Origin of the sequence: Streptomyces sp. NPDC096152, assembly GCF_044763235.1 — a bacterium.
GTDB lineage: Bacteria > Actinomycetota > Actinomycetes > Streptomycetales > Streptomycetaceae > Streptomyces.
In genome coordinates, this window is the sequence record NZ_JBIWFW010000006.1 from 429,900 (window position 1) to 448,029 (window position 18,130).

Here is an 18,130-nt window from a genome sequence, read left to right on the forward strand (position 1 = left end):
GGAACCCGGACCGAACCGCTCGGTGCGGTAACGCCCTATTCTGAAGCGATGCACGACACGAACACCGCCAAGGGCGCCGGGCGCCCCCGGTCGGCGGAGAAGGACGCGGCGATCCTGCGTGCGGCCCTGGAACTGCTGGCGTCCCACGGGTACACCCGCATGAGCCTGAGCCAGGTCGCCGCGGCGGCGCAGGTCAGCAAGTCCACCATCCATCTGCGCTGGAAGACCAAGGCGGACCTGGTCACCGCGGCGCTGGAGGCCATGCGGATGACGGAGGCCCCGCCGGCCACCGGGGACACGCGAACGGACCTGGTGGCGATCCTGCGCGACTTCGCGGGGACGGTGGAGCGGGTGCGCGGCATGGCGCTGATCGGAACCTGCCTGGCCGAGGAGGCCCACACCCCGGAGCTGCTCGCCCTGCTCCGCGAGCGGACCGTCCTGCCCCGTCGGGCCCTGTTGCGCCAGGTGCTCGAACAGGCGCGGGCCCGGGGGGAGATCCGGGAGGACGCCGATCTGGAAGCGGCCGTCTCCGCGCTGCTCGGCCCGTTCTACGCCGACTACATGGCCGGTCGCGGCGGACGCCGGGAATGGGCCGAGCAGACCGTGGACCTGATCCTCGCAGGACTGCACGCATCCGGCGGCTGACCACGTCCGGGCGGGCGGGCCGGGGGTGGCGGGCCGCCCGACTGCCCGGTCGCTCGGTCAGAAATGCGTGAACCCCGTCCCGCACGAAGCGGAACGGGGTTCACGGGGTGGAGCGCCGGGCAGGCCTTGCACCTGCATTTCCCCGCAGGAAGCGGGACGTCTTTCCTTGGACCACCAACGCGCGGCCGAGAGCCGGGAGTTCCGGCGACCAGCTCAAGATCGAGCATACCGTATGCCTGCGCTGGCTCACCGCTGCCCGACTCACGGCAGCCCGGCTCACGGCAGCCCGGCTCACGGCAGCCCGGCTCACGGCAGCCCGGCTCGCGCGGGTCCGGCCCCCTGTCGGCCGGACGCCCGGCTGCCCGGGGCCCGGCCGTGGTCACCCCCGCAGGGTGAGGTCGTTCTCGGCGCCGGGTGCTGTGATGGCGGTGTGAGCAGCACCGCGGACGAGTCGCCCCGCCGGGTGGCACCGGGCGGATCGGGTGAGTACGGTCTCCGGCGGCCGCTGCTCACGGGCGTGACGCGGCTGGTCGTAGGGGCGGCCGACCTGGCCTCGGAAGCCGTCGCCGCCGCACGCCCCCCACGGTCGCGCGCACCGGCCGCGACGGCCCCGCTGGCTGACGCCGTGCTGGCACTCGCGCTGGAGCTGCAACGCCGGTCCCTGTCCGTCGTCGTGGAGACCGCCGGCCGGGCCGGGCACTGGGCGGGGGCCGCCACCCGGCGGCTGGTGCCGGCGGGAGTGCGCGGCGCGGTCGACCGGCGGATCGCGGAGTGGGGCACACGCGGGGCGGTGGAGCGGGCGCGGGCGCGGGACGACGTGATGCCGTCGGCGCGGGCGCTCGTCCGGGCGCTCACGGCGGCCGTGGTCGACCAGATCGACCTCGACGCCGTCGCCGACCGGCTGGACGTGGACCGCGTCGCCGCGCGGATCGATCTGAACGCCCTGCTGGAGCGCATCGACATCGACGCCGTCCTCGACCGCGTGAACCTGGACGCCCTCCTGGACCGGGTCGACATCGACGCCGTGGTCGAGCGCGTCGACCTCGACGCCCTGCTCGGCCGCGTCGACGTCGACTCCGTGGTCGACCGTGTGGACGTCGACGGCCTCCTGAACCGTGTCGACGTCGGCTCCCTCGTCGACCGCGTCGACCCGGACGCCGTGACCGACCGGCTGGACGTGGACCGTCTCGCCGAGCGGATCGATCTCGACGCGGTGCTGGCGCGCGTGGACCTCGACGCCGTGGCCTCGCGCGTCGATCTCGACGCGCTCCTCGCCCGCGTGGACCTGGACGCCCTGCTGGCGCGGGTCGATCTCGACGCCGTGCTGGCGCGCGTCGACCTGGTGACCTACACCGAGCGGGTGCTCCAGGAACTGGATGTGGGACGGATCGTCCGGGACACCGGCGGCAGCATCACCGCGGAGACGCTCGACGGGTTCCGCGAGCAGAACGCGCGCGCCGACCGGTTCGTCCAGCGGCTCACCGACCGTCTGCTGGGCCGCGCCGAGACGGCGAGGGCCGAACCTCCGGTCGACGAGGCTTCCCAGGGACCGTCCCGGGGATCGCTCCCGGGGCCGCCCGGGCCGTCCGGGCCGTCCCCGGAGCCGTCCGCGGGACCCTCCGCGGGTCCCTCCGAGGGACCCGGAGAACGGCCGTCCGGGCCGGGAGGGTGGCCGTGAGCCCGGTGGTCCGCGCGCATGAGCCGGTGGACGTGCAGGGGCTGCCGGCCGGGATCGTCTCGCGTGGTGTGGCGGCCGTCGTCGACGGGCTGGTCCTGCTCGGGGCCGTCGTGGTGGTCGAACTCGCCTTCGCCTCGGTGCGCTATCTGCTGCTCGGGCCGCCGTTCTCGATGCCCGACCCCGGCCCCTGGATCACGCTCGGGGCCGGCTGCGTCGCCGCGGTCGCCTACCTCGCGGGCAGTTGGGTGACCGCCGGGCGCACCGCCGGGGACCAGGTGATGGGCCTGCGGGTGACGAACCGCTCGGGGGCGCGGCTCTCACCGGGTGCCGCCGTGGCGCGCGCCGTCCTGTGGCTCGTCATCCCCTGGGGGGTGCTGTGGATCCCGGCCAGCAGGCGCGGGGCCTCGGTGCAGGACCTTCTCGTGGGCAGCGCGGTCGTGCACGACTGGTACGGCCACTCCCGGACGTCGGCGCACGGCCGGCACGAGTGAGCGACGGAGCATCATCGGCCCGCCACCCGGGTGAGCGACGGGGCATCATCGGCTCGCCCCCCGGGTGAGCGACGGAGCGTCGGCTCGCTCCCGCGTGAGCGCCGGAGCATAGGCTCGCCCCCGGCCGGACGCCCGCGCACGTGCGCCGGCCGACCGGCCGCACATCCCGGCCGGCCGGCCACGTCGTCTCGGCCGTGTCGTCGCGGCCACGTCGTCGTCGGGATCGCGCCGCGTGCGGGGTCAGCGGTCGGGCTCGGAGGGGACGGAGGCGCCGGGCGTGGAGGTGGTGGAGGAGGCGTGGCCCGCCGGGGCTGCGCCGGAGAGGATCACGTCCTTGGCCCGGGCGAACTCCGCGTCGGTGATGTCGCCGCGGGCGCGCATCTCGGAGAGCCGGGCGAGGTCGTCGACGCTGCTGCTCCGGCCGCCGGCAGCGGTCTCACGGACGTAGGTGTCGAAGGCCTGCTGCTGCGCGCGGGCCTGGGCGACCTCGCGGCGGCCCATGTCCTTGCCGCGGGCGATCAGATAGACGAGGACGCCGAGGAACGGCAGCACGATCACGAAGACCAGCCAGCCGGTCTTGCCCCAGCCGCTCAGGGAGTCGTCGCGGAAGATGTCGCCGATGACCCGGAAGAGCACGATGAACCACATGATCCACAGGAAGAACCACAGCATGGTCCAGAAGGCGCTCAACAGCGGATAGTCGTACGCCAGGTACGTCTGCGCGTTCATGTCTCTCCTCCCGTTCCGGGGCCCGGCCCGGCTGCGGCCCGGTGCCGACTTCAGCGTGCGCACGGCAGGGAAGGGGCGCCTCACCCGGGACGGGTGAGCGTGCCCGGCGCGCGGCCGGCAGGGGTCAGGCCGTCCATTCCGGCAGCCGGCGCATCTCCAGCAGCCGCAGCCCCAGCGACCGGCACCGCGCCAGCAGCCCGTAGAGGTGGGCGTCGTCCACCACGGCGCCGAAGAGGACGGTCTGGCCGCTCATCACCACATGCTCCAGCTCGGGAAAGGCTTCGGCCAGCGTCTCCGAGATGTGCCCGGCGACGCGGATCTCGTAGCGCATGAGCTGCTCTCCGCACGTGCCCGGGTGCCGGACGGACGGCACCCTTCCTCACGACCGTCTCCCGCGACCTTCTCCGCAGATGGTCCGCCCCCGGACCGCCACGGGGCCTCACCCGGCACAGGTGATCCGGGGTGCGGCCGACCCGGCCGCGGAGCAGGCTGGAAGCGCGCGCCCCGGCGCGCGGGGGCAGCGGTGTGCCGGGACAGGCGCCCGACAGAGCCCGGAGGTGGTTCCAGTGGCGCACACCGACCCCGGTCGGCAGCGGGACGAGACGAGGGCCGCGATGCTGGAGGCGCTGTTCACCAGCTCACCGATCGGCCTCCACCTGCTGGACACCGAGCTGCGGGTGGTGCGGGTGAACACCACCACGCCCGCCATGCGCGGCATACCCGTGGCCGATCTGGTCGGGCGGCCGATCGAGGACGTGTACGACATCGTCGAGGCCGGTGAGATGGAGGTCCTGCTGCGCGAGGTGCTGGACACGGGTGTTCCCCTGCGGGAGCGCATCGTCCGGGCGTTCCTGCGCGGGGACCCGTGGCAGGATCACCACTTCGAGGTGACCGCGCTGCGGCTGGACAGTCCGCGGGGCGAGGTGCTGGGGCTGGCGGTCACCGCGATCGACGTCACCGAACGGGAGCGGGGACGTGCCCGCGTCCGGGTCCTCGACGCGGTGCGCCGGCGCGTGGGGCGGACGCTGGACCCGGTGGTGACCGGTGAGGAGCTCGTCGGCGCCGTGGTGCCCGCGTTCGCGGACATCGCCGTGGTGGAGGTGGTGGACGCCGTGATCCGCGGTGACGACCCGCCGCTGGCCCCGCTGCCGCCGGGCACGCCGCTGATGCGCACCGCCTTCCGGAGCAGCAACCCGCATCCGCCGCAGGCGCATCCGGTGGGCGACGTGCGCCGCCTGCCCTCCCCCACGCCCTTCACCCAGGCCCTGACCGACCTGCGCCCCCGGGTGGTCCCGCTGTGCCCGGCCGAGCCGTGGATGCCCGTGGACGTGCCCCGGGCGGAGGCGATGCGCTCCTCGGAGGCGCACACGCTCCTGGTGGTGCCGATGGCGCTGCGGGACGCGGCGCTGGGCCTGGTCAGCCTGTACCGCGTGGGGCAGTCGCCGCCGTTCGACGAGGGCGACCGGCAGCTCGCGGTCGAGCTGGCCGCCCACACGACCCTGTGCATCGACAACGCGCGCCGCTTCGTCCGCGAGCACGCCATCGCCGCCACCGTGCAGCGTCAGTTGCTGCCCAGGCTCCCCGAGACCCACGCGTCGCTGGAGACCGCCTATCTGTCGGTCACCGGTGCCGACCCCGGGGCCTGGTACGACACGATCGCGCTGTCCAGCGCGCGGACCGCGCTGGTCGTCGGCAACGTGTCGGGACAGGGCCTGAACACGGCCGCGGCCATGGGCCAGCTGCGGACGGTCGTACGGTCGCTCGCGGCCTTCGACCTCGCTCCCGACGAGCTCCTCGCCCGCCTGCACGACACGGCCGCCGAGCTGGCGGCGGAACGGGCCAACCTGCCCCTCGGGGACCCGCTGCGCCGCGAGGCGCTCAGCGCCGACTGCGTGTACGCCGTCCACGACCCGCTCACCGGCACGTGCGTGATGGCGGCGGCCGGGCACCTGGCACCCCTGGTGGTCCGCCCCGACCGGATCGTCGCCGTCCCCGACACCCCGTCCGGGCCGCGCCTGGGCACCGCCGAGGACGCGCCCTTCGCGGCCGTCACGTTCCAGGTGCCGGACGGCAGCGTGCTGGTGTTCACCAGCGATCCGCTGCTCACGACGTACCTCGCGGACTTCTCGCAGCCCTTGCGGGCGGCACCGGACTACGGCGACCGGCCGCTGCAGGAGCTCTGCGACGCCTTGGTGTACGAGCTCCCGGACAGCCTGGGCGCGGGCGACGCCGCGGTGATCGTCGCGCGCACCCGGTGCTTCGCCGCCGAGGAGTTCGCCTCCTGGCGGCTGGAGTCCGAAGCGGCCGCGGTGGCGACCGCCAGGAGCCGCACCCGCAAGCAGCTCGCCGCCTGGCAGGTGGACGACGAGACGGCGTTCAACGCGCAGGTCATCGTCAGCGAACTCGTCACCAACGCGGTGCGCTACGGGGCGCCGCCCATCGAGCTGCGCCTGATCCACGACCGCAACCTGACCTGCGAGGTGCGGGACACGGGGACGGCGGCGCCGCATCTGCGCCATGCCCGGACGGTCGACGAGGGCGGGCGCGGCCTGTTCATCGCCGCCCAGCTGGCCCAGGCGTGGGGCACCCGGTACACCACCGGCGGCAAGACCGTCTGGACCGAACAGGCGCTGCCGCCGCCGCAGGACTGACGGCGGCCGGCCACCGGGCCACGGGCGCCGGGCCCCGTTCCACCGGGACCCTGACCGCCCGGCGCACCGGCGCCGTCCGCGCGGAGATGCTCGCGGCCGTCGCACCGTTCGCGTGCCGTGCAACCTCTTCGCAACCTTCCGTCCGGTTGCCTGGACCCGGTTCCCACCGGTGCGGCGAAGGACGGCGACGATGGACGAGCAGACCCCGCGCGTGACGCTCACCCCCGCGGCGGCCGCGCTGGTGCGGCGGCTCAGCGAGGCGCACGGGCCCCTGATGTTCCATCAGTCCGGCGGCTGCTGCGACGGCAGCGCCCCCATGTGCTACCCGGAGGGCGAGTTCCGCACCGGCGGCTCGGACGTGCTGCTCGCGGAACTGGACGTCGAGGGCGTGGCGCGGCCGGTGACGTTCTGGATGTCACGCAGCCAGTACGAGGTGTGGAGCCACACCCGGCTGATCGTCGACGTGGTGCCCGGTCGCGGCAGCGGCTTCTCGCTGGAAGCACCCGAAGGAGTGCGTTTCCTCATCCGTTCGCGCGTCGTCGACGCCTGAACACCGCACCGGCCATCCCCCTCTGGTGCACTTCCCCTGAGTCCTGCTCAGGTTGACGAGACATCAGGGGGCACTGTGAGCAGTGCGGCACGCCGCGACGGACGGCTGAGAACGGCGTTGGCGGCCCTCCTGGCATGCGGCGCACTGGCCGGTGCGGCCCTCGTGGGGGCGGCACCGGCCAGTGGTGCGCAGCGGGCCGAGGAGATCGCGCCGGGGGTGGGGTACCGCGAGTTCGACCTCGGCTCGGCGGGCGGAGTGGTACACGCGCATCTGATCAGCGTGGACCTGAACAACAGGCACGTCCGGGTCGACCTGCTGCACCCCGCTGCCGTGGCGGCGCGGGGCACCGTCTCCCGGCTCGCCGACGCGCAGGGCGCGGTGGCCGGCGTCAACGGCGACTTCTTCCACATCAGCGAGACCCAGCACCCGGGTGTGGCGGCGACCGGCTCGGCGGTCGGTCCGGAGATCGCGGCCGGACGCGCGCTGAAGGCCGCCGTGCCGCGCGGGCAGCGCTTCGGGCCCGCGCTGCCGCCCGGCACGTCGACCGAGGACGTGCTCGGGGTGGGCACGGACCGCACCGCCCGCCTGGACCGGCTGAGTCTCGCCGGTTCGGTGAGCACGCCCGAGGGGCAGTTGCCGCTCCGCGGCCTCAACCAGTACGCGCTGCCGGTGGGTTCGGTCGGGGCGTACACCGCGGACTGGGGCAGCGTCTCGCGGCTGCGGGCGACCTGCGGCACGGACACCAGCCGCAGCGCGCCGTGCAGCACCGACACCTACGAGGTGACGGTCCGGGGCGGCCGGGTCGTCGCCACCGCCGACAGGCCCGGCAGCGGCGCCATCGCGGCCGGCACCACCGTGCTGGTGGGCCGGGAGGCGGGCGCGCAGCAGTTGCGCAAGCTGTTCAGGGGTGAAGCGGTCCAGGTGCGGCACCAGTTGGCGGCGGCGTCCGGGACGGCGTACGCCTTCGCGGTCGGCGGCTTCCCGGTGCTGCGCGGCGGCGTGCCGCTGCCCGGGCTCGACGACTCGGCGTCCGCCGTGCGCAGCGGGGTGGGCATCGCGGGCGGCGGTCACCGGCTGCTGCTCCTTGCCCTGGACGGCTCTCCCGGGTACCGCACCGGTCTCACCGTCGCCGAACTCGCCGCCACGCTGCGGTCCCTGGGCGCCACGGAGGGCTTCAACGTCGACGGCGGCGGGTCCAGCACCCTGGTCGCCCGGGAGCGCGGCGGGAGCGTGGTGAGCGTGCGCAACCACCCGAGCGGCGGTGCCGAAAGGGCGGTCGCGAACGGGATCGGCGTGTTCGCGTCCTGACGGTCAGGGGTGCAGGCTGCCGACGATCTGCGCCGTGGCCTCCAGCCCTTCCTGGATGGTGGGCGCCATGCTGGTGCCGGCCAGGAAGAAGCCGAGCATGCAGCAGACGATGGCGTGCGAGCACTTCAGCGCGCCGTTGCGTACGAAGATCACCGCAAGGACCAGCAGCAACAGCACCACAGAGATGGAAATGGCCACCGTCAACCTCCTCCGCCACGCCCGTTCGCGGCTTTCGGCCGCAAGTGTGGCGTAGCGGAGGGTTCGTCCGGGCGGCTGACGTGTCCGCCGAACGTGTGGTTCTACGGTCGCTCGTGGGCGTCGAGGAATGCCTCCAGGCCGGCCAGGTCGTCCGTGTTGAGAAGGGCGACGCCGGCCGCGAGCAGTTCACCCCACAGCGCGTCGCGGGCGGGCCCCGCAGTGTCGGGGGTGGCCCGGAACCGCACCCGCTGCCCGACGCGGAGGCGGAGGCGAGGGCGCGGGGATCGGGGCATGGAGCAGCCCGCCCGGGGCCGGGCGGGCTGTGCCGGGTGTGCGTCAGGGAGCCTGGAGGTCGACCAGCCGGGCCAGCGCCTCGCGGTGGGCGCCCGCCGTGCCGTACGCGATCGAGTCCGCCTTGGCCCGCTTCAGGTACAGGTGGACGGGGTGCTCCCAGGTCATGCCGATGCCGCCGTGCAGTTGCAGCGCCTCCTCCGCGGCGTGGACGGCGACGGGCGCCGCGTAGGCCTGGGCGACGGCGACCGCCACGTCGGTGTCGCTGCCGCTCGCGAGGGCGTCGGCGGCGGCACGGGCGGCGGCGCGCAGATGGACCACTTCCAGCCACAACTGGGCGAGCCGGTGCTTGATCGCCTGGAAGCCGCCGACCGGCCGGTTGAACTGCCTGCGCTCCTTGAGGTAGCGCACGGTCTCGGTCAACGCCCATTCGGCCAGGCCCAGTTGCTCGGAGGCCAGCAGTCCCGCACCGGCGCGCAGGGCGCGTCGTACGGCGGGCCCCGCCTCGCCGAGCCGGCGGCCGGGCGCGCCGTCGAGGACGACGCCCGCCACCGGGCGGGTCAGGTCCAGGGAGACCTGCGGGGTGACGGTCACGGCGCCGGCCTCCACGGCGTACAGTCCGCCGTCGTCCGCGGGGACCAGCAGCACGTCCGCGACCGCGGCGTCCGCGATGCCGGTCAACTCGCCGTACAGCGCGCCGTCTTCGTGCCGTACGGCCTCGGGGGCACGCTCCGGAGCGAGATGCAGCCCGACGGCCAGGGCGCCGATCGTCCGCCCCGACGCCAGCCGGGCCAGCAGTTCGTCGGCCGCGTCGCCGGGGCACGCCAGCAGGGCCTCGGTGGCGACGACGGCGCTGGTGAGGTACGGCACGGGCGCGACGGACCGGCCCAGCTCCTCCAGCACCACGGCCGCTTCGCGGTGGGTGGCCCCCTGTCCGCCCCGCGCCTCCGGCACCAGCAGACCGGCCAGTCCCATGGCGTCGGCGAGCGACTTCCACAGCCCGCGGTCGTGCGGGGCGTCCGACTCGGTGCGCGCGATGACGCCCGCCGCGTCGCAGTGGTCGGTGAGCAGGTCCCGGACGGCGGCGCGCAGCGCCTCTTCCTCCTCCGAGTACAGCAGGTCGGGCTGTGTGCTCATCGGGCGAGGTCCTTCCATGCGACGTCCTTGTCGGTGCGCGGCTCGGCGGGCAGGCCCAGGACGCGCTCGGCGACGATGTTCAGCAGGACCTCACTGGTCCCGCCCTCGATGCTGTTGCCCTTGGCGCGCAGGTAGCGGTAGCCGGCGTCGCGTCCGGTGAAGTCCACCAGCTCCGGGCGCCGCATCGTCCAGTCCTCGTACAGCAGGCCCTCCTCGCCGAGGAGTTCGACCTCCAGGCCGCTGATCTCCTGGTTGAGCCGGGCGAAGGCGAGCTTCATGCCGGAGCCCTCCGGGCCGGGCTGGCCCGCGACGAGCTGCTGGCGCAGCCGCTCGCCGGTGAGGCGGGCGACCTCGGCCTCGACCCACAGGCCCAGCAGCCGCTGGTGCAGGTCGTGGGTGCGCAGCTCGGGGCGCTCGCGCCAGGTCTTCGCGACCGGGCCGATCATGCCGCCCTCGCGGGGCAGCCGCATCCCGCCGATGGACACGCGCTCGTTCATCAGCGTGGTCTGCGCGACCCGCCAGCCGTCGCCGACCTCGCCGAGGCGGTGCGCGTCCGGGATGCGGACGCCGGTCAGGAAGACCTCGTTGAACTCGGCCTCACCGGTGATCTGGCGCAGCGGGCGCACCTCGACGCCGGGGTCGGTCATGTCGCAGACGAAGTAGGTGATGCCGGCGTGCTTCGGCACGTCCGGCTCGGTGCGGGCGATGAGGATGGCCCAGCGGGCGAGGTGCGCGCTGGACGTCCACACCTTCTGCCCGTCGACCACCCAGGTGTCGCCCTCTCGGACGGCGCGGGTGCCGAGCGCGGCCAGGTCGGATCCGGCGCCGGGCTCGCTGAACAGCTGGCACCAGACCTCCTCCCCCACCCACAGGGGCCTGAGGAAGCGCCGCTTCTGCTCCTCGGTGCCGTAGCGCAGGATGGTCGGCGCGGCCATGCCGAGGCCGATGCCGATCCGCCGCGGGTCGTTGTCGGGGGCTCCGGCGGCCTCCAGTTCGGCGTCCACGACGGCCTGCAGGGAACGCGGGGCGCCGAGGCCGCCGAGGCCCTCGGGGTAGTGCACCCAGGCGAGTCCGGCGTCGAAGCGGGCCCTGAGGAAGTCGGTGCGGTCGGTGGTCGCCGGCGGGTGCGCGGCGAGCAGTTCGCTGGTGCGGCGGCGCAGCTCGGCCGCGTCGACGAGGCGGTCCGTCATGCGGTGGCTCCGTTCTCCGGCGCGGGCAGGACGGCGATCCGGCCCGTGGTCGTGCCGTCGGCGACGCGCTGGACGGCGCTCGCGGCCGCGCTCAGCGGGACCCGCTCGCTGACCAGCGGCTTGATCGCGCCCTGGGCGGCCAGTCCGGTGAGCTGTTCGTGGCAGTGCTGGACCAGCTTGGGGTTCTTGGTGTTGTACAGGCCCCAGTGCAGGCCGAGGATCGCGTAGTTCTTCACCAGGGCGTGGTTGAGCGCCGGGCTGGGGATGGTCCCGCTGGCGAAGCCGACCACGACGATCCGGCCCTCGAAGGCGACGGCTTTGGCGGACTGGGCGTAGGCCGCGCCGCCGACCGGGTCGTAGACGACGTCGGCGCCCCGGCCGCCGGTGGCCTCCTTCACGGCGGTGACGACGTCCTCGGCGTGCCGGTCGATCACGACGTCGCAGCCCAGCTCGCGGGCGACGGCGGCCTTGCCGGCCCCGCCCACGACGCCGACGACCGTGGCCCCGGCCGCCTTGCCCAGCTGCACCGCCGCGCTGCCGACCCCTCCGGCGGCGGCGTGGACGAGCAGCGTCTCACCGGCCTGGAGGTGCGCCCGGCGGTGCAGGCCGAACCAGCCGGTCTGGTAGCCGATGTGCAGGGCGGCGGCCTCGGCGTCGTCCAGCGCGTCCGGCGCGGGCAGCACGGCCCCGGCGTCGGCGACGGCGTACTCGGCGAAACCGCCGTGCGGCAGCGCCGGATTGGCGATGACCCGGCGGCCGTCCTCGGTCTCCCCGCAGATCTCCACGCCCGGGGTGAAGGGCAGCGGCGGCCGGACCTGGTACTGGCCTCGGCACAGCAGGGCGTCCGGGAAGTTGACGTTGGCGGCGCGCACCTTCAGCAGGACCTGGCCGTCGCCCGGCGTGGGCCGCTCCACGTCCTCCAGCCGCATCACCTCGCTCGGCTCGCCGTTCTCGTGCACTTGCCATGCCTGCATGCGGTGCCTCCACGGGACTGCTTCGTCTGACCGGGGTCGACCGCATACTAAGCGGTCGCTTGCCCATGAGGGAACACCATCAGGGAAGCCATCGGGAAACACCGCCGGGGACCACGCGCAATGGGGCCGTCGGGAAACACCGCCGCGGACGAGCCGGTGCGCGTCACGAGCGTGACGGCCGCGCCCGTACGTGCATCCGCTCGCCCTGCGGACCGAACAGGCTCAGGAACTCCACCGGCCCCTCCCCCGTCGACCCGAACCAGTGCGGCACGCGGGTGTCGAACTCGGCGGCCTCTCCCGCCGCCAGCACCACGTCGTGCTCCCCGAGCACCAGCCGCAGCCGCCCGGACAGCACGTAGAGCCACTCGTACCCCTCATGGGTGCGCGGGTCCGGCTCCTGCCGCCGCCGCGGCTCCAGCACCTTGAACGCCTGGAGCCCGCCGGGCTGCCGGGTCAGCGGCCAGTGGGTGCGACCGAACCGCACGATCGGCTTCGACCGGACGCGCGGATCACCGACCGGCGGGGCGCCGACCAGTTCGTCCAGGGGCACCTGGTGGGCCCGTGCGATCGGCAGCAGCAGTTCCAGGCTGGGCTTGCGCAGGCCGGACTCCAGCCGCGAGAGGGTGCTGACGGAGATGCCGGTCGCCTCGGACAGCGCCGCGAGGGTCACCTCCCGCTCCTTCCGCATGCGCCGCAGCCTCGGGCCCACGCCCGCGAGAACGTCGTCGGTGCTCATGACCGTATTGCAGGTTCGGCAAACGGGTTTGTCAATGTGGGGGCGCGCGGGCGACCGTCGGGCGTGGAGGTGGTCACCTTGACCGAGAACACGTCCCCACACACGGACCGGATCACGACCGATCCCACCGGACGCCACGACGTCGTCGTCATCGGGGGCGGGGCGGCCGGGCTGTCCGCCGCGCTGGTCCTGGGCCGGGCCCGGCGCCGCACCCTGGTCGTCGACGCCGGCGAGCCGCGCAACGCGCCCGCCGCGCACATGCAGGGCTATCTGTCGCGGGACGGCATGCCGCCCGCCGAGTTCCTCGCCGTGGGACGGGAGGAGATCGCGCGGTACGGCGTGGAACTGGTCCGGGACCGGGCGGTGGACGTCCGGCGGGACGGGGACTTCACGGTGGCGCTGGCGAGCGGGCGCGCCGTGCGGGCCCGGCACCTGGTCGTCGCGACGGGCCTGAAGGACGAGCTGCCGCCGGTGCCCGGTCTCGCCGAGCGCTACGGCCGCGACGTGCTGCACTGCCCGTACTGCCACGGCTGGGAGGTGCGCGACCGGGCCTTCGGCGTGCTGGCCACCACCCCGATGAGCGTGCACCAGGCGCTGATGGTGACCCAGTGGTCCAAGGACGTGACCCTCTTCCTGCACGAGATCGCCCCCGAGGAGCTGAGCGGCGACGACCTGCGCAGACTCGCGGCGGCCGGGGTCGCCGTGGTGCCGGGCGCGGTGGCGGAGGTGGTCACCGACGGCGGCCGGCTCACCGGGGTCCGGCTCGCGGACGGGGCGGTGCACGGCCGCGAGGTGCTGTTCGTGGCGCCGCGTGCCGTGCCGCGCACCGGGCTCCTCGCGCGGCTGGGCGCCGAGCTGCGCGAGACACCGTTCGGCGCGTACCCCGTCGTCGACGAGCGGGGCCTGACGACCGTGCCCGGTCTGTGGGCGGCGGGAAACGCGAGCGGCTTCGCCGAGCAGGTCGTGAACGCGGCGAGCCGCGGCTACCGCGCCGGCGCGGCGATCAACGGCGAGCTGCTCTTCGCCGACCTCGACGCGACCGTGGCCGCCGGGAGCGCCGGACCGGGCACCGCCGCCCGGGTGTAGACCACTGCCCGCCGGTGCACCCTGACTGCATGTTGCTGATCCGATTGGCCCAGGTGTCCCGGGAGGTCGCCGCCACCTCGGCGCGGTCCCGGAAGACCGCCCTGCTCGCGGAGCTGTTCCGGGACGCCGAGGCGGACGACGTGCCCGTCGTCATCCCGTATCTGGCGGGACGGCTGCCGCAGGGACGCCTGGGGGTCGGCTGGAAGGTGCTCGGCCGTCCGGTGGCCGCGGCCGCGGAGCCCTCGCTGACGGTGCGCGAGGTGGACGCTCGGCTCACCGAGCTGGGCAAGGTGTCCGGCGCCGGCTCGCAGACCGAACGGTCGCGGATCGTCGGTGAGTTGATGGGCGCGGCCACCGAGGACGAGCAGCGGTTCCTGCGCGGACTGCTCACCGGCGAGGTCCGGCAGGGCGCCCTGGACGCCCTCGCCGTCGAGGGCCTGGCGCAGGCGACCGGCGCACCCCCGGCGGACGTGCGGCGGGCGGTGATGCTGGCCGGGTCGCTGCAGACGGTGGCCCAGGCCCTGCTGGCGGACGGCCCCGGGTCCCTGGACCGGTTCCGGCTCACCGTGGGCCGCCCGGTGCTGCCGATGCTGGCGCACAGCGCGTCCTCGGTGGCCGAGGCGGTCGGCAGGCTCGGCGCGTGCGCGGTGGAGGAGAAGCTGGACGGCATCCGCGTGCAGGTCCACCGGGACGGGGACGCCGTACGGATCCACACCCGGACGCTGGACGACATCACCGACCGGCTGCCCGAACTGACCACGGCCGCGCTGAAGCTCGGCGGCGAGCGGTTCGTCCTGGACGGCGAGGTCATCGCCTTCGGCCCGGACGGGCGCCCGCGCTCCTTCCAGGAGACCGCCGGACGGGTCGGCTCCCGCGTGGACGTGGCCACGGCCGCCGCGGCGGTCCCGCTCTCCCCCGTCTTCTTCGACGCGCTGTCGGTCGGCGACCGCGACCTGCTCGACCTGCCGTTCGACGAGCGGCACGCCGAGCTGGCCCGGCTGGTCCCCGAGCCGCTGCGGGTGCGGCGCACCCTGGTGTCCGGGCCGGACGACGTCGCCGAGGCCGAGCGGTTCCTCGCCGCCACGCTGGAGCGCGGCCACGAGGGCGTGGTCGTAAAAGCGCTGGACGCCCCCTACAGCGCGGGCCGCCGGGGAGCGTCCTGGCTGAAGGTCAAGCCCGTGCACACCCTCGACCTCGTGGTCCTGGCCGCCGAGTGGGGCCACGGCCGCCGCACCGGGAAACTGTCCAACCTGCACCTTGGCGCCCGCGCCGCCGACGGCGGCTTCGCCATGCTCGGCAAGACCTTCAAGGGCATGACCGACGCGATGCTGGCCTGGCAGACCGAGCGGCTGCGGGAGCTGACGGTGGACGAGCACGGCTGGGGGGTGACCGTACGGCCCGAGCTGGTCGTCGAGATCGCCTACGACGGTCTGCAGCGCTCCACGCGCTACCCGGCCGGAGTCACCCTGCGCTTCGCCCGGGTGGTGCGCTACCGCGAGGACAAGCCTGCCGAGCAGGCGGACACGGTGGACACCGTGCTGGCCGCGCACCCCGGGGTGCGGCCATGAGGGGGCGTGCCGCGGGGGGCCGGGTGCCGGAAGCAGGCCGCGGGCGGGTCGCGCGCCGCCGGCCCGAGACGGACCGCGTGCCCGACGCGGGTCGCGTACCCGAGGCGGGCCGCAGGCCGGGCGCCCGCCGCGTGCCCGAGGCAGGCCGCGTGCCCGAGGCGGGTCACGTGCCCGAGGCGGGTCACGTGCCCGAGGCGGGTCACGTGCGCGAGGCAGGCCGCGGACCGGGCGCCCGCCGCGTGCCCGAGGCAGGCCGCGTAGCCGAGGCGGGCCGCAGGCCGGGTGCCCGCCGCGTGCACGAGGCGGGTCGCGGGCGGAGCGCGCCCGGTGGGACGGAGGCGTCTCCCGCGCCTCGCGGGACGCGCCTCCGGCCGGCGGAGGGGCGCCCGTGAGCGAGAAGCACCAGGTGGGCGAGAGGCGGCAGCGGCGGAGTGCGGGCCTGCTGCTGTTCCGGCGGGGCGAGGGCGGCCTGGAGGTGCTGCTCGGCCACATGGGCGGCCCGTTCTTCGCCCGGCACGACGCGGGGGCCTGGACCGTGCCGAAGGGCGAGTACGCCCCCGAGGAGCCCGCGTGGGAGGCCGCGCGCCGCGAGTTCGAGGAGGAGCTGGGCCTGCCGCCGCCCGACGGCGAGGCCGTACCGCTCGGCGAGGTCCGGCAGAGCGGCGGCAAGCTCGTCACCGTCTGGGCGGTGGAGGCCGACCTGGACCCCGCGTCGATCACGCCCGGCACGTTCCGGATGGAGTGGCCGCCGAGGTCCGGGCGGACGGCCGAGTTCCCGGAGCTGGACCGGGTGGAGTGGTTCGGCCTGGACCGGGCCCGCGAGGTGATCGTCACGGCCCAGGCGGCGTTTCTCGACCGGCTGGCGGAGCACTCGCCCTGACGAGAGGTGTACGCGTTGCGGTCCCCACCGCGGCGCGCGAAGGTCGTACCACAGCCCGCTCCCAGGGAGGTCAGCCATGCCCATCGCGACGGTGAACCCGGCGAACGGCGAGACGCTCAAGACGTACGAGGCCATGGGCGAGGAGGAACTCGAGCGCCGGCTCCAGCTCGCCGAGGCCACGTACCGCACGTACCGGACGACGACGTTCGCCGAGCGCGCCCGCCTGCTGAACAAGGCCGCCGACCTCCTGGACGAGGACCAGGGCGAGATCGGCCGGGTCATGACCACCGAGATGGGCAAGCCGGTCAAGCAGGCCCGCGCGGAGGCCGCGAAGTGCGCCAAGGCGATGCGCTGGTACGCCGAGCACGCCGAGGGGCTGCTCGCCGACGAGGAGCCCGCGGAGCAGGACGTGACGGACACCGGCGCCTCCCGGGTTCGCGTGCGCTACCGGCCGCTCGGCCCCGTGCTGGCGGTGATGCCCTGGAACTTCCCGCTGTGGCAGGTCGTCCGGTTCGCGGCCCCCGCGCTGATGGCCGGGAACGTCGGGCTGCTCAAGCACGCCTCCAACGTGCCGCAGACCGCCCTGTACCTGGAGGACCTGTTCCACCGGGCGGGGTTCCCCGAGGGCTGTTTCCAGACCCTGCTCATCGGATCCGCCGCGGTCGACGACATCCTGCGCGACGAGCGGGTGGAGGCGGCCACCCTCACCGGCAGCGAGCCGGCGGGACGGGCGGTCGCGTCCACCGCCGGGGAGATGATCAAGAAGACGGTGCTGGAGCTGGGCGGCAGCGACCCGTTCGTCGTGATGCCCTCCGCCGACCTGGACCGGGCCGCCGAGGTCGCGGTGACCGCGCGGGTGCAGAACAACGGGCAGTCGTGCATCGCCGCCAAGCGCTTCATCGTGCACACGGACGTCTACGACGCCTTCGCCGAACGCTTCGTGAGGGGCATGGAGGCGCTGAGGATGGGCGATCCGATGCAGGAGGACACGGAGGTCGGGCCGCTCGCCAGCGAGCAGGGGCGGGCCGATCTGGAGGAGCTGGTGGACGACGCCCGGCGCAGCGGCGCGACCGTGCTGTGCGGCGGTGAGCGGCCGGACCGGCCCGGCTGGTTCTACCCGCCGACCGTCCTGGCCGGCATCACCCGGGAGATGCGCATCCACCGCGAGGAGGCCTTCGGACCGGTCGCCACGCTGTACCGGGCGGCCGATCTCGACGAGGCGGTGCTGATCGCCAACGACTCGCCGTTCGGCCTGAGTTCGAACGTCTGGACGCGGGACGAGAACGAGGTGGACCGGTTCGTGCGGGACCTGGAGGCGGGCGGTGTCTTCGTCAACGGGATGACGGCCTCGCACCCGGCCTTCCCCTTCGGCGGGATCAAGCGGTCCGGCTACGGGCGTGAGCTGTCCGGGCACGGAATCCGCGAGTTCTGCAACATCACCACCGTATGGCAGGGGGCGTGAGTCCTCCGCGGCTACGATCGCCATTGTGAACCGCGAAGTGACTCTCCCTCTGATCGTCGACGACCGCGGTACCTTGCAGGTGACCGCGGCCGATGTGAGCAAGCTGCTGCGCACGGTGGGCGGGCGGTGGCTGCGGCTGGTGGAGGCCGGCCAGGAGGGTCTCGACGAGGACACGGTGGCCGCGCTGACCATCGAACTGGCGAAGCTCGCCGACCGGATCGACGTGGCCTGCATCGCGCACAGCAGCGGGACGAACGGGTAGGGCCGTCCCGTGCCGCCGTCCGGGCGTTCCGCCGGACGCAGCCCGGCATCCCCGGGCGGCGGCGAAACGGCTTTTCCGCTCCGCTCTCCGCTCGCGCGCGGGCGCGGCGCGGGCGGCCCGGTCCGGCGGACGTCCGGCGATCACCGAAAGAGCCCTCCGACCTGCGGCTTCAGGGCGGCATGTGCGGCGCCGGCGGTCCGCCGCGCCCGCCGGTGAGAGACCCGTCGCGTCCCCCGTTCGGCCGACAGCGCGGCACCTCCCGGGTCTCACCCGGTGTCCCCGATTCGGAGTAGT

Annotated in this window: 19 protein-coding genes; 11 read left to right on the forward strand and 8 right to left on the reverse strand. The window is 74.5% G+C overall.

Features of this window, described 5'->3' with window-relative positions:
* Positions 1 to 48 precede the first annotated feature (48 nt).
* The 3 genes from ACIQ9G_RS22455 (at position 49) to ACIQ9G_RS22465 (ending at position 2,814) form a co-directional block, all read left to right on the forward strand.
* Entirely contained in the window at positions 49 to 645 is a 597-nt protein-coding gene (locus ACIQ9G_RS22455; protein ID WP_403612280.1) for a TetR/AcrR family transcriptional regulator, read from the forward strand.
* A gap of 430 nt (positions 646 to 1,075) precedes the next feature.
* Complete coding sequence (locus tag ACIQ9G_RS22460) at positions 1,076 to 2,323, forward strand: hypothetical protein (protein WP_403612282.1); 1,248 nt, start codon at positions 1,076 to 1,078, stop codon at positions 2,321 to 2,323.
* On the forward strand, positions 2,320 to 2,814 hold the full coding sequence (locus ACIQ9G_RS22465) for an RDD family protein (protein ID WP_403612284.1): 495 nt from the start codon (positions 2,320 to 2,322) through the stop codon (positions 2,812 to 2,814). The genes ACIQ9G_RS22460 and ACIQ9G_RS22465 overlap by 4 nt, the downstream gene beginning before the upstream one ends.
* Positions 2,815 to 3,054: 240 nt before the next feature.
* Here the strand turns inward: ACIQ9G_RS22465 and ACIQ9G_RS22470 are convergent, their stop codons facing one another.
* The gene (locus ACIQ9G_RS22470) at positions 3,055 to 3,543 is read right to left on the reverse strand and encodes an SHOCT domain-containing protein (RefSeq protein ID WP_403612287.1); all 489 of its coding nucleotides are present in this window, start codon (positions 3,541 to 3,543) and stop codon (positions 3,055 to 3,057) included.
* Between the two features lie 124 nt (positions 3,544 to 3,667).
* Complete coding sequence (locus tag ACIQ9G_RS22475) at positions 3,668 to 3,874, reverse strand: hypothetical protein (RefSeq protein WP_356180288.1); 207 nt, start codon at positions 3,872 to 3,874, stop codon at positions 3,668 to 3,670.
* Between the two features lie 235 nt (positions 3,875 to 4,109).
* On the opposite strand from ACIQ9G_RS22475, the gene ACIQ9G_RS22480 reads away from it, so the two are divergent.
* The 3 genes from ACIQ9G_RS22480 to ACIQ9G_RS22490 all read left to right on the forward strand — a co-directional run bounded on the left by ACIQ9G_RS22480 (position 4,110) and on the right by ACIQ9G_RS22490 (position 8,052).
* Entirely contained in the window at positions 4,110 to 6,194 is a 2,085-nt protein-coding gene (locus tag ACIQ9G_RS22480) for a SpoIIE family protein phosphatase (protein WP_403612290.1), read from the forward strand.
* A 190-nt stretch (positions 6,195 to 6,384) separates the two neighbouring features.
* Positions 6,385 to 6,744, forward strand: a complete 360-nt coding sequence (locus ACIQ9G_RS22485; protein ID WP_403612293.1) for a DUF779 domain-containing protein — start codon at positions 6,385 to 6,387, stop codon at positions 6,742 to 6,744.
* A 75-nt stretch (positions 6,745 to 6,819) separates the two neighbouring features.
* Positions 6,820 to 8,052: a phosphodiester glycosidase family protein gene (locus ACIQ9G_RS22490; RefSeq protein WP_403612295.1), complete on the forward strand. Its 1,233-nt coding sequence runs from the start codon at positions 6,820 to 6,822 to the stop codon at positions 8,050 to 8,052.
* Between the two features lie 3 nt (positions 8,053 to 8,055).
* On the opposite strand, the gene ACIQ9G_RS22495 is transcribed toward ACIQ9G_RS22490, so the two are convergent.
* The 6 genes from ACIQ9G_RS22495 to ACIQ9G_RS22520 all read right to left on the reverse strand — a co-directional run bounded on the left by ACIQ9G_RS22495 (position 8,056) and on the right by ACIQ9G_RS22520 (position 12,578).
* On the reverse strand, positions 8,056 to 8,250 hold the full coding sequence (locus ACIQ9G_RS22495; RefSeq protein ID WP_403612297.1) for a hypothetical protein: 195 nt from the start codon (positions 8,248 to 8,250) through the stop codon (positions 8,056 to 8,058).
* A 101-nt stretch (positions 8,251 to 8,351) separates the two neighbouring features.
* On the reverse strand, positions 8,352 to 8,543 hold the full coding sequence (locus tag ACIQ9G_RS22500; RefSeq protein ID WP_403612671.1) for a hypothetical protein: 192 nt from the start codon (positions 8,541 to 8,543) through the stop codon (positions 8,352 to 8,354).
* A 43-nt stretch (positions 8,544 to 8,586) separates the two neighbouring features.
* Positions 8,587 to 9,678, reverse strand: a complete 1,092-nt coding sequence (locus tag ACIQ9G_RS22505; protein ID WP_403612300.1) for an acyl-CoA dehydrogenase family protein — start codon at positions 9,676 to 9,678, stop codon at positions 8,587 to 8,589.
* On the reverse strand, positions 9,675 to 10,868 hold the full coding sequence (locus tag ACIQ9G_RS22510) for an acyl-CoA dehydrogenase family protein (RefSeq protein WP_403612303.1): 1,194 nt from the start codon (positions 10,866 to 10,868) through the stop codon (positions 9,675 to 9,677). The genes ACIQ9G_RS22505 and ACIQ9G_RS22510 overlap by 4 nt, the downstream gene beginning before the upstream one ends.
* Positions 10,865 to 11,842, reverse strand: a complete 978-nt coding sequence (locus tag ACIQ9G_RS22515; protein WP_403612306.1) for an NADPH:quinone oxidoreductase family protein — start codon at positions 11,840 to 11,842, stop codon at positions 10,865 to 10,867. The genes ACIQ9G_RS22510 and ACIQ9G_RS22515 overlap by 4 nt, the downstream gene beginning before the upstream one ends.
* Positions 11,843 to 12,005: 163 nt before the next feature.
* A complete protein-coding gene (locus ACIQ9G_RS22520) occupies positions 12,006 to 12,578 on the reverse strand; it encodes a helix-turn-helix domain-containing protein (RefSeq protein WP_403612309.1) in 573 nt (190 codons plus the stop codon).
* A gap of 111 nt (positions 12,579 to 12,689) precedes the next feature.
* Here ACIQ9G_RS22520 and ACIQ9G_RS22525 point away from each other — a divergent pair, with 111 nt between their 5' ends.
* The 5 genes from ACIQ9G_RS22525 (at position 12,690) to ACIQ9G_RS22545 (ending at position 17,836) form a co-directional block, all read left to right on the forward strand.
* Positions 12,690 to 13,664 (forward strand): NAD(P)/FAD-dependent oxidoreductase, encoded by a 975-nt coding sequence (locus ACIQ9G_RS22525; protein ID WP_403612647.1) that lies wholly within the window; start codon positions 12,690 to 12,692, stop codon positions 13,662 to 13,664.
* Positions 13,665 to 13,693: 29 nt separating this feature from the next.
* The gene (locus ACIQ9G_RS22530; RefSeq protein WP_403612311.1) at positions 13,694 to 15,232 is read left to right on the forward strand and encodes an ATP-dependent DNA ligase; all 1,539 of its coding nucleotides are present in this window, start codon (positions 13,694 to 13,696) and stop codon (positions 15,230 to 15,232) included.
* A 388-nt stretch (positions 15,233 to 15,620) separates the two neighbouring features.
* The gene (locus ACIQ9G_RS22535) at positions 15,621 to 16,112 is read left to right on the forward strand and encodes an NUDIX domain-containing protein (protein WP_403612313.1); all 492 of its coding nucleotides are present in this window, start codon (positions 15,621 to 15,623) and stop codon (positions 16,110 to 16,112) included.
* Between the two features lie 76 nt (positions 16,113 to 16,188).
* Positions 16,189 to 17,574: an NADP-dependent succinic semialdehyde dehydrogenase gene (locus tag ACIQ9G_RS22540; protein WP_403612316.1), complete on the forward strand. Its 1,386-nt coding sequence runs from the start codon at positions 16,189 to 16,191 to the stop codon at positions 17,572 to 17,574.
* Positions 17,575 to 17,599: 25 nt separating this feature from the next.
* Complete coding sequence (locus ACIQ9G_RS22545; RefSeq protein WP_392193357.1) at positions 17,600 to 17,836, forward strand: DUF6213 family protein; 237 nt, start codon at positions 17,600 to 17,602, stop codon at positions 17,834 to 17,836.
* Positions 17,837 to 18,130: the final 294 nt, after the last annotated feature.

Bases quoted from the DNA above. Each gene is read 5' to 3' on its own strand.
- ACIQ9G_RS22455 (WP_403612280.1), top strand. From the start codon at position 49: ATGCACGACACGAACACCGCCAAGGGCGCCGGGCGCCCCCGGTCGGCG.
- ACIQ9G_RS22470 (WP_403612287.1), bottom strand. From the start codon at position 3,543: ATGAACGCGCAGACGTACCTGGCGTACGACTATCCGCTGTTGAGCGCC.
- ACIQ9G_RS22475 (WP_356180288.1), bottom strand. From the start codon at position 3,874: ATGCGCTACGAGATCCGCGTCGCCGGGCACATCTCGGAGACGCTGGCC.
- ACIQ9G_RS22485 (WP_403612293.1), top strand. From the start codon at position 6,385: ATGGACGAGCAGACCCCGCGCGTGACGCTCACCCCCGCGGCGGCCGCG.
- ACIQ9G_RS22500 (WP_403612671.1), bottom strand. From the start codon at position 8,543: ATGCCCCGATCCCCGCGCCCTCGCCTCCGCCTCCGCGTCGGGCAGCGG.
- ACIQ9G_RS22505 (WP_403612300.1), bottom strand. From the start codon at position 9,678: ATGAGCACACAGCCCGACCTGCTGTACTCGGAGGAGGAAGAGGCGCTG.
- ACIQ9G_RS22510 (WP_403612303.1), bottom strand. From the start codon at position 10,868: ATGACGGACCGCCTCGTCGACGCGGCCGAGCTGCGCCGCCGCACCAGC.
- ACIQ9G_RS22515 (WP_403612306.1), bottom strand. From the start codon at position 11,842: ATGCAGGCATGGCAAGTGCACGAGAACGGCGAGCCGAGCGAGGTGATG.
- ACIQ9G_RS22520 (WP_403612309.1), bottom strand. From the start codon at position 12,578: ATGAGCACCGACGACGTTCTCGCGGGCGTGGGCCCGAGGCTGCGGCGC.
- ACIQ9G_RS22530 (WP_403612311.1), top strand. From the start codon at position 13,694: ATGTTGCTGATCCGATTGGCCCAGGTGTCCCGGGAGGTCGCCGCCACC.
- ACIQ9G_RS22540 (WP_403612316.1), top strand. From the start codon at position 16,189: ATGCCCATCGCGACGGTGAACCCGGCGAACGGCGAGACGCTCAAGACG.